Origin of the sequence: Phycicoccus flavus, from assembly GCF_004025965.2 — a bacterium.
In the GTDB taxonomy this organism is placed as follows: domain Bacteria; phylum Actinomycetota; class Actinomycetes; order Actinomycetales; family Dermatophilaceae; genus Phycicoccus; species Phycicoccus flavus.
Genome location: NZ_SAYU02000102.1, coordinates 1 through 8,345, shown reverse-complemented (window position 1 = coordinate 8,345; position 8,345 = coordinate 1). Strand labels below are relative to the sequence as shown.

At 76.7% G+C, this 8,345-nt stretch carries 9 protein-coding genes; 4 read left to right on the top strand and 5 right to left on the bottom strand.

Translation table 11 applies throughout. From position 1 onward, the window contains the following. Nucleotides 1-56: 56 nt before the first annotated feature. Nucleotides 57-779 (bottom strand): NAD(P)-dependent oxidoreductase, encoded by a 723-nt coding sequence (locus EPD83_RS19125; RefSeq protein ID WP_128368248.1) that lies wholly within the window; start codon nt 777-779, stop codon nt 57-59. Nucleotides 780-1,024: 245 nt separating this feature from the next. Beyond that, nucleotides 1,025-2,608 carry a succinic semialdehyde dehydrogenase gene (locus tag EPD83_RS19120; protein ID WP_165567010.1) on the bottom strand — a complete coding sequence of 528 codons (1,584 nt, stop codon included), beginning with the start codon at nt 2,606-2,608 and terminating at the stop codon, nt 1,025-1,027. Nucleotides 2,609-2,698: 90 nt separating this feature from the next. On the opposite strand from EPD83_RS19120, the gene EPD83_RS19115 reads away from it, so the two are divergent. Genes EPD83_RS19115 through EPD83_RS19105 form a run of 3 tightly spaced genes read left to right on the top strand, consistent with a single transcriptional unit; the run spans nt 2,699 to nt 4,226 of the window. Continuing rightward, nucleotides 2,699-3,088: a metalloregulator ArsR/SmtB family transcription factor gene (locus EPD83_RS19115; protein ID WP_128367911.1), complete on the top strand. Its 390-nt coding sequence runs from the start codon at nt 2,699-2,701 to the stop codon at nt 3,086-3,088. After that, complete coding sequence (locus EPD83_RS19110) at nt 3,085-3,597, top strand: SRPBCC domain-containing protein (protein ID WP_128367912.1); 513 nt, start codon at nt 3,085-3,087, stop codon at nt 3,595-3,597. The genes EPD83_RS19115 and EPD83_RS19110 overlap by 4 nt, the downstream gene beginning before the upstream one ends. Next, on the top strand, nt 3,594-4,226 hold the full coding sequence (locus EPD83_RS19105) for a maleylpyruvate isomerase family mycothiol-dependent enzyme (RefSeq protein WP_128367913.1): 633 nt from the start codon (nt 3,594-3,596) through the stop codon (nt 4,224-4,226). The genes EPD83_RS19110 and EPD83_RS19105 overlap by 4 nt, the downstream gene beginning before the upstream one ends. An 8-nt stretch (nt 4,227-4,234) precedes the next feature. On the opposite strand, the gene EPD83_RS19100 is transcribed toward EPD83_RS19105, so the two are convergent. After that, nucleotides 4,235-5,356, bottom strand: a complete 1,122-nt coding sequence (locus tag EPD83_RS19100; protein ID WP_128367914.1) for a GuaB3 family IMP dehydrogenase-related protein — start codon at nt 5,354-5,356, stop codon at nt 4,235-4,237. Between the two features lie 121 nt (nt 5,357-5,477). Here EPD83_RS19100 and EPD83_RS19095 point away from each other — a divergent pair, with 121 nt between their 5' ends. Continuing rightward, nucleotides 5,478-6,533 carry a P1 family peptidase gene (locus EPD83_RS19095; RefSeq protein WP_165567009.1) on the top strand — a complete coding sequence of 352 codons (1,056 nt, stop codon included), beginning with the start codon at nt 5,478-5,480 and terminating at the stop codon, nt 6,531-6,533. Between the two features lie 15 nt (nt 6,534-6,548). On the opposite strand, the gene EPD83_RS19090 is transcribed toward EPD83_RS19095, so the two are convergent. Both EPD83_RS19090 and guaB read right to left on the bottom strand, forming a co-directional pair. Then, the gene (locus tag EPD83_RS19090) at nt 6,549-7,544 is read right to left on the bottom strand and encodes a serine hydrolase (RefSeq protein WP_164896512.1); all 996 of its coding nucleotides are present in this window, start codon (nt 7,542-7,544) and stop codon (nt 6,549-6,551) included. 46 nt (nt 7,545-7,590) lie between these two features. Then, nucleotides 7,591-8,345 (bottom strand): IMP dehydrogenase (guaB, locus tag EPD83_RS19085; protein WP_165567008.1); only part of this gene is annotated, 755 nt, incomplete at its 5' end.

Sequence of the window (8,345 nt, the reverse complement as noted above, 5' to 3'; positions counted from 1 at the left end):
GGGGGCACGGCGGCCGGGCGCTGGCGCCGCCTTGCGCCCCCACCCCGTCCAGGCGGTCACGTCCCGATCTTCGTGACCTCGCGAAGGAAGGTCAGCGGCGACGGGCGCTCGCCGCGGCTGACGACGTCGACCGTGGTCCGGGAGTGCCGGGCGTCGGTGGCCTCGCGGACGAGGACGTCGGCGAGGTCGGCCCGCGAGGTGAAGCGCCCGGGCAGGCGCGGAGGTCCGACGTCGTGGGGTCCGGGCTCGTCGGCGTTGTACAGGCCGGCCGGCCGCACGATGGTCCAGTCGAGGTCGCTCTCGCGCAGCAGCGCCTCCATGCGCTCCATGTCGTCGTACACGGTGCGCCCGAGGACCCGGCGCAACAGCAGCGGCTCGACGACCCGGCGCCAGGCCAGGCTCTCCCCCGGCGCCGACCCGTCCGCCACGGTGGTGCTGCTGACGCACACGAGCCGGGACACCCCCTCGAGCGTCATGGCCCGGAGGATGTGCGCGACCCCGGTGGAGTACACCGTGACCGGCCTGCGGGTGTACGGCACGCCGTAGGTCGACACGACGGCGTCGGCGCCGCTGACCGCGACGCGCACGGCGTCGGCGTCCGCGACGTCCGCCTTCGCGGTGCGCAGGCCCTCGGCCGTCAGCGGGAAGTCGTCGGGACGCCGGGTGACCGCCGTGACGCGGTGGCCGGCGCCCAGGGCTCGCCGCACGACCCGCAGCCCCGTCGGTCCGCTGCCGCCGAAGACGACCAGGTGCAGGCGCGTGGCTCGCTCGTCCGTCATCGCTCCACCCTCCCCCGGGTCCCGGGACGGCAGGACGGGGCGAACGACCTCACGGGGTCGGGCCGCAACCTTCGTCACCCACCGGCCCCATCGGCGGGACGGTCCGCCGGGGAACCTTCGGGTTCGCGCACCTTCGGAAGGGGGGCGAACCCGAAGGTTCCGGGATCAGGCGAGAAAGTTGCGGCGGTGGGGGCGGGGGGTTCGGGGTGCCGCGGGGAGGGGGGTCGGGGCGGTGGGGGTCGTGGTCAGGGAAGGCCGATGCGGCGGAGCACGCGGAGGGCGCCGGTGAGGGTGCGGGCGTAGGCCTCGCCGCCGAGACCCGGGGCCTCGCCGACGCCGACGAGGCGCTGCACCGTGACGTTCTGGCTCTCGGTGTACTTCAGCAGGCCCTCCCGCCCGTGCCGTCGGCCGACCCCGGACGCCTTCATGCCGCCCATCGGCGACGCGACGCTCCCCCAGGCGGCCGCGTAGCCGTCGTTGACGCCGACGGTCCCGGTCCGGATGCGGGCCGCCAGCGCCCGGCCACGGCGCACGTCCCGGGTCCACACCGAGGCGTGCAGGCCGTACTCGGTGTCGTTGGCCAGCGCGACGGCCTCGTCGTCGGAACCGACCTCGGTGAGGGCGACGACCGGCCCGAAGGTCTCCTCGTCGCGGCAGGCCATGGCCGAGGTGACGCCCGTGAGCACCGTGGGCTCGACGACGTAGGGGCCGACGTCGGGCCGGGCCCGCCCGCCGGCGAGGACGGTGGCGCCCTTGGCCACGGCGTCCTCGACGTGCGCGAGCACCCGGTCGCGCTGCGCCGGCCCGACGAGGCTGCCGAGGTCGGCGTCCCAGGTGAGGCCGGTCGACAGCCGCAGCCGGCCGACGGCGTCGAGGAAGCGGTCGCGGAACTCGTCGGCGACGGCGCGGTGGACGGCGATCCGCTCGGCGCTCACGCACAGCTGCCCGGCCGAGGAGAAGCAGGCGCGCACCGCTCCCGGCACCGCGCGCCGCAGGTCCGCGTCGTCGGCGACGTACAGGGTGTTCTTCCCGCCGAGCTCGAGGCTGGCCCCGACGAGCCGCCGCCCGGCGGCCTGGGCGACGACGCGTCCGGTGGCGGTCGACCCGGTGAAGCACACGTGGTCGGCGCGCTCGACGACGGCGGCGCCCGTGGGGTCGCCCGGCCCGAGGACGACCTGCACGAGCCCGGCCGGCAGCCCCGCCTCGACGAGCAGCGCGACGGCGGCGAGGGCGGTGAGCGAGCCCTGCGGGTCCGGGCGCAGCAGCACGGCGTTGCCCGCCAGCAGCGCGGGCAGGGCGTCGGTGACCGCAAGGCTCAGCGGGTAGTTCCACGGCGCGACGACCCCGACGACACCCCGGGGCCGGTGGTGCTCGGTCGTGCGGGTGAGCAGGGGGAACACCCCGCCGCGGGAGACCTCGGCCAGCATCCGCGGACCGCGGCGGGCGTAGTACCGGGCGACGACGGCCACGTCTCCGACCTCCTCGAAGGCGTGGACGCGGGCCTTGCCGGACTCGAGCTGCACGAGGTCGAGCAGCTCGGACTGCCGGGCCAGGACGAGGTCGTGCACCGCGAGCAGCCGTCGTGCCCGCTCCTCCACCGGCACCTCGGCCCAGCGCCGCTGCACCGCCCGCGCCCGGTCCAGCGCCACCCCGACGTCGTCCGCGGTGGACGTGGCGAAGGTCGCCAGCGGCGCGCCGGTCATCGGCGTCGACGTCGTGAGCGGCGGCCCGGACGCGACGACGTCGCGGGTCCAGGCCCGCACCCGCGCGGGGTCGACCGCGGACGTGGCCTGGGGGTCGGTCTCCGGGTCGGCGATGACGTCGGGCATCACCCGAGGGTAGTGACGGGCGGGGCGTCCGGGGCCGCAGCGCCTCTTGCCCCTTGACGGACGCCATGCGTAAGTCGTAACTTACCGTTCGTGACCACGAACCGAAGCGACGGCTGGCTGCTCCTCGCCGAGCCCTCCCGTCGCCGCATCGTCGAGCTGCTCGCCGAGCAGCCGTCGTCGGTGGCCGAGCTCGCGGCGCGGATGGAGATCAGCCGCCCCGCCGTGAGCCAGCACCTCAAGGTGCTCCGCGACGCCGGGATGGTGCGCGACGAGGCGCACGGCACCCGGCGCATCCACTCCGTCGACCCCGAGCGCCTGCGCCGCTACCGCGACGAGCTCGACGCCTTCTGGGCCGGCACCCTCTCCGCGCTGGAGGGCCTCGTCGCCGACCCGGACCCCCACCCCACCGCCGGACCCGGTCCCCGCCGGCCCGGCACCTCCCGCCCCGACTCCGCCCCCGACCAGGAGACTCCGCGATGACCATCGTGCACGACGACCACCCCACCCCCGACGGCCCGACCCCCGCCTCGACCCGCCACGTCACCCGCGTCGCGGCACCGACCGAGCGGGTCTTCTGGGCCTTCGTCAACCTCGACCTCGTCAAGCCCAAGGACCACAACCTCCTCGAGGTTCCCATCGAGGAGACCGTCGTCGAGCCGCGCCCCGGAGGCGCCATCCTCGACCGCGGTACCGACGGCAGCACCTGCCACTGGGGCACGGTCGAGACCTTCGAGCCGCCCCACCGCTTCGCCTTCCGCTGGCACATCGGTCCCGACTGGCAGGTGTCCGCCGACCCGGGGCGGTCCAGCCTCGTCGACGTGCGCTTCGAGCCCGAGGGCGACGGCACGCTCGTCACCCTGACCCACCTCGAGCTCGACCGCCACGGCGAGGACTGGGAGGACCTGCGGCGCAGCGTCGACACCGACAACGGCTGGCCGCTCTACCTCGCGCGGCTCGAGGCCGCCGCGACGGCGGACGGGGACGCGTGACGGTCGACGCCGCGGCCCTCGCCCGGGACGAGCGCGCGGACCTGCTCGGCACGGTCCGCGCGCTCACGCCCGAGCAGTGGTCCGCCCCGTCGCTGTGCGCCGGCTGGAGCGTGCGCGACGTCGTCGCCCACGTCCTGTCCTACGACGAGCTCGGGGTGCCCGGCCTCGTCGCCACCTTCGTCCGCGGCGGCCTGCGCTTCGACCCGGTGAACGCCGTCGCGCTGCGCCGCTACCGCGACCACACGCCGGCCGACCTCGTCGCCCTGCTCGAGGCCCACCTCGAGCCGCGCGGCCTCACCGCGGCCCTGGGCGGGCGCATCGGGCTCACCGACGGGCTCGTCCACCACCAGGACGTCCGCCGCGGCCTCGGTCTGCCGCCCCGCACGATCCCCGCGGAACGGCTGCGGGAGGCGCTGGGGGTGGCGTCGTCGGCGCCCACCCTGCCGTCCCGCCGGCTGCGGCGGGGGCTGCGGCTCGTCGCCGAGGACGTCGGCTGGAGCCTGGGCGAGGGGCCCGAGGTCCGCGGCCCGGGCGAGGCCGTGCTGCTGGCCATGGCCGGCCGGTCCGCGACCCTCGACGAGCTCTCCGGGCCGGGCGCCCCGACGCTGGCCCGGCGGGTGCGCGGCTGAGCGGTCGGTCAGCTGCGCTGGTAGGGCGCGACGACGACCTCGACCCGCTGGAACTCCTTGAGGTCGGTGTACCCCGAGGTGGCCATGGCCCGCCGCAGCGCACCGACGACGTTCGTCGTGCCGTCCGCGACGCGGCTGGGGCCGAAGAGGACCTCCTCGAGGGGCGCGACGCCGCCGACCTCGACCCGGTGGCCGCGCGGCAGCTCCGGGTGGTGGGCCTCCGGGCCCCAGTGGAAGCCGCGTCCGGGGGCGTCGGTGGCGCGAGCCAGGGCGGCGCCGAGCATGACGGCGTCGGCCCCGCAGGCGACGGCCTTGACGATGTCGCCGCTGGTCCCGACCCCGCCGTCGGCGATGACGTGGACGTAGCGGCCGCCGGACTCGTCGAGGTAGTCGCGCCGGGCGGCGGCGACGTCGGCGATGGCCGAGGCCATGGGGGCGTGGATGCCCAGGGTCACCCGGGTGGTGTGCGCGGCCCCGCCGCCGAACCCGACGAGGACGCCGGCCGCTCCGGTGCGCATGAGGTGCAGGGCCGCCGAGTACGACGCGGCGCCGCCGACGACCACCGGGACGTCGAGCTCGTAGATGAACCGCTTGAGGTTGAGCGGCTCGGCCCGGCCGGACACGTGCTCGGCCGAGACCGTCGTGCCGCGGATGACGAAGAGGTCGACCCCGGCGTCGACGACGGTCTTCCACAGCTGCTGGGTGCGCTGCGGCGTCAGGGCCCCGGCGACGGTGACGCCGGCCTCGCGGATGGCGCGGAGACGCTCGGTGACGAGCTCGGGCTGGATGTCGGCACGGTAGATCTCCTGCATCCGCTGCGTCGCGAGCGCCGGGTCGAGGGTGGCGATCTCGGCCAGCAGCGGCCGCGGGTCCTCGTAGCGGGTCCACAGGCCCTCGAGGTCGAGCACCGGCAGACCGCCGTGCTGTCCGAGCGCGATGGCGGTCTCGGGCGACATCACCGAGTCCATCGGTGCGGCGATGACCGGGATGTCGAAGTGGTAGGCGTCGATCTGCCAGCCGGTGGACACCTCCTGCGGGTCGCGGGTGCGCCGGGAGGGCACGATCGCGATGTCGTCGAAGGAGTAGGCGCGGCGTCCGCGCTTGCCGCGTCCGATCTCGATCTCGCTCACCCGGGCAGCCTACCGACGGGCGGGGCCGCCCCTCGGACGCGGTCGCGGTCCGGGAGCCGCCCCCGCGAGCCGGGGCCGACCGGGTCCTCGCCGCGCCGGTCCCTCGGCCATGCTGGGGCCCATGGACGCCGGCCCCCACAACGCGGTCACGGACGTCGCGGGCGTCCTCGTCGGGCACCACACCCGGGACGAGCCCGGCTGGCTCACCGGCGTCACCGTCGTCGTGCCGCCGCCGGGGACGGTCGGGGGCGTCGACGTGCGCGGCGGCGGGCCGGGGACCCGCGAGACCGACCTGCTCGACCCGGCCAACCTCGTCGACGCGGTGGACGCCGTCGTCCTCGCCGGCGGGAGCGCCTTCGGGCTCGCGGCCTGCGACGGGGTGGCGGACGCGGTCTGGGCGGCCGGGCGGGGCTGGCCCGTCGGGCCCGGCGCCGACGAGCGGGTCCCCATCGTCCCCGGCGCCATCGTCTTCGACCTCGGCCGCGCCGGGACGTGGCGCCACCACCCCGGACCCGCCGACGGGGCGGCCGCCCACGCCGCGGCGACCGGGGGCCCGGTGCCCGAGGGGCCGGTCGGGGCCGGCACCGGCACCCGGGTCGGCGGCCTGCGCGGCGGGGTCGGCGGCGCGTCCGTCGTGCTCGCCTCGGGGACGACCGTCGCCGCCCTCGTCGTGGCCAACGCGGCGGGCGAGGCCGTCGGCCCGGACGGGCGGCTGCTCGGGGCGCCCTGGCTGCTGGACGACGAGACCGCCGCGCTGTTCGGCCCGGCCGGCCCGCGCCCGCCGGACGCCGCCGCGCTGGCCGCCCACCGCGAGCGCCGCCGGGAGGAGGCCGAGGCCCTGCGGGCGGGACGGGCGACGACCCTCGCCGTCGTCGTCACCGACGCCGACCTCACCAAGGCCGAATGCCGCCGGCTCGCCACGGTCGCGCACGACGGCATGGCCCGGGCCCTCTCCCCCGTGCACACCGTCTTCGACGGCGACACCGTCTTCTCGCTGGCCACCGGCACCCGCCCCGCCCCCGCCGGGCCCGACCTCCTCGAGCTGCACGACGCCGCCGCCCGCTGCGTCACCCGGGCCGTCGTGCGCGCCGTCGTCGCCGGGACCTCGGTCGACCGCACCGCCGACGGTGGCGTGGCCACCCCGTCCTGGCGGGACGCGCTGCCACCGGCCGGCTGAGCGGCCCGCGACGGGTCAGGAGATGCGGCGGGCCAGGAGGCCGGCCAGGCGGTCCATCTGCCAGACGTGCGCGGCGTCGCCGTCGGTCTGCACGACGGCCGGGCCGACCCCGACGGTGATGATGGCCACCGCGTAGCCGCCGACGATGCCCATCTGCCGGGTCTCGGTGGCCGACGTGAGCCAGCCGCCCTTGAACGGGCCGGCACCGATCGTCCCCAGGCCCCAGCGGTGGGCGCCGATGGGGTTCATCTCCGTCAGCAGGAAGCGGCTCGCCTCGGGGCTCACGACCCGCCCCGCGGACAGCGCGGCCATGAAGCGCACCTGCTCGCGCGGGCTCCACGACATCTCGCCCTGCGACCGGTCCGGCGCGACGGTGCTCGTGTCGCCGATCGAGCGCAGCACCGCGGTGATCGCGGCCCCGGGGCTGCCCGGGATCCGCGAGCGGACCGCGACGACCGCGTCGCCGTCACTGGCGGTGAGCGCCGATCGGATCCAGCCGCGCTCGGTGGCCGGGATCCGTGACGGGTCGCCGTCGACGACGGTGTCGAGGTAGGCCGCGACGACGAGCACCTTCGAGGTCGACCAGGCCCGGGCGCTCGGCACCGAGCCCTCGGTGACCACCGCCGACGGGTTCGACAGGGGCGCGTAGACGATGGCGCTGCGGGTGTCTCCGGCCAGGGTCTCCAGCCCGTCCGGCGCCGGCGCCGCGTCGCCCGTCGGGGCGGGCGGCGCCCCGGGCGCGGGGGTCGTGACCGGGACCGGGACCGGCGGCGGCACCGGCGGCGGCGTGGGCCGGGGGACGGCGACGACGAGGTCGGCGTCGGAGCGCGGGGCCGGCTCCGCCGAGCGCGACGGCGCCCGCACGGCGTCCGGCCCCCCGGACGAGGACGGCCGCGTCGACGGGGCGGAGGTCCCGCTCGGGGCCTCGCTGGGGCCCACCGGCGACGGCTGAGCCCCGCACCCGCCGAGCCCGACGAGGGCGGCGGTCACGAGGAGCAGGGCACGGCGCACGCGCAGACCCTACGTGCCCGGCCCACGACGCACGACCCGGGCGGGGTCAGCCGCCGGTGGAGTAGTTCGGCGCCTCGACGATGCCGCTGATGTCGTGCGGGTGCGACTCGCGCAGGCCGGCGGTGGTGATGCGGATGAAGCGGCCGCGCGCCTTGAGCTCGGGGACGGTGCGCGAGCCGACGTAGAACATCGACTGGTGCAGCCCGCCCACGAGCTGGTGGACGACCGCGCCGACCGGGCCGCGGTAGGCGACCTGGCCCTCGATGCCCTCGGGGACGATCTTGTCGTCGGAGGTGACGTCGGCCTGGAAGTAGCGGTCCTTGCTGTAGGACTTCTTGCCCCGCGAGGACATCGCCCCGAGCGAGCCCATCCCGCGGTAGGCCTTGAACTGCTTGCCGTTGATGAAGACGAGCTCGCCCGGCGACTCCTCGCACCCGGCGAGCAGCGACCCGATCATCACCGTGTCGGCACCGGCGACGAGCGCCTTGGCGATGTCGCCGGAGTACTGGAGGCCGCCGTCGCCGATGAGGGGGACGCCGGCCGGGCCGCAGGCCAGCGAGGCCTGGTGGATGGCCGTGACCTGCGGGACGCCGACGCCGGCGACGACGCGGGTGGTGCAGATCGAGCCCGGGCCGACCCCGACCTTGACCGCGTCCACCCCGGCGTCGACGAGTGCCTGGGCACCGGCGCGGGTGGCGACGTTGCCGCCGATGACCTGCACGTGCCGCAGCGCGGGGTCGGACTTGACCCGCTCGATCATCTCGAGAAGCAGGCGGGCGTGCCCGTGGGCGGTGTCGACGA

Bases quoted from the DNA above. Each gene is read 5' to 3' on its own strand.
- EPD83_RS19125 (WP_128368248.1), bottom strand. From the start codon at position 779: ATGACGGACGAGCGAGCCACGCGCCTGCACCTGGTCGTCTTCGGCGGC.
- EPD83_RS19120 (WP_165567010.1), bottom strand. From the start codon at position 2,608: ATGCCCGACGTCATCGCCGACCCGGAGACCGACCCCCAGGCCACGTCC.
- EPD83_RS19110 (WP_128367912.1), top strand. From the start codon at position 3,085: ATGACCATCGTGCACGACGACCACCCCACCCCCGACGGCCCGACCCCC.
- EPD83_RS19095 (WP_165567009.1), top strand. From the start codon at position 5,478: ATGGACGCCGGCCCCCACAACGCGGTCACGGACGTCGCGGGCGTCCTC.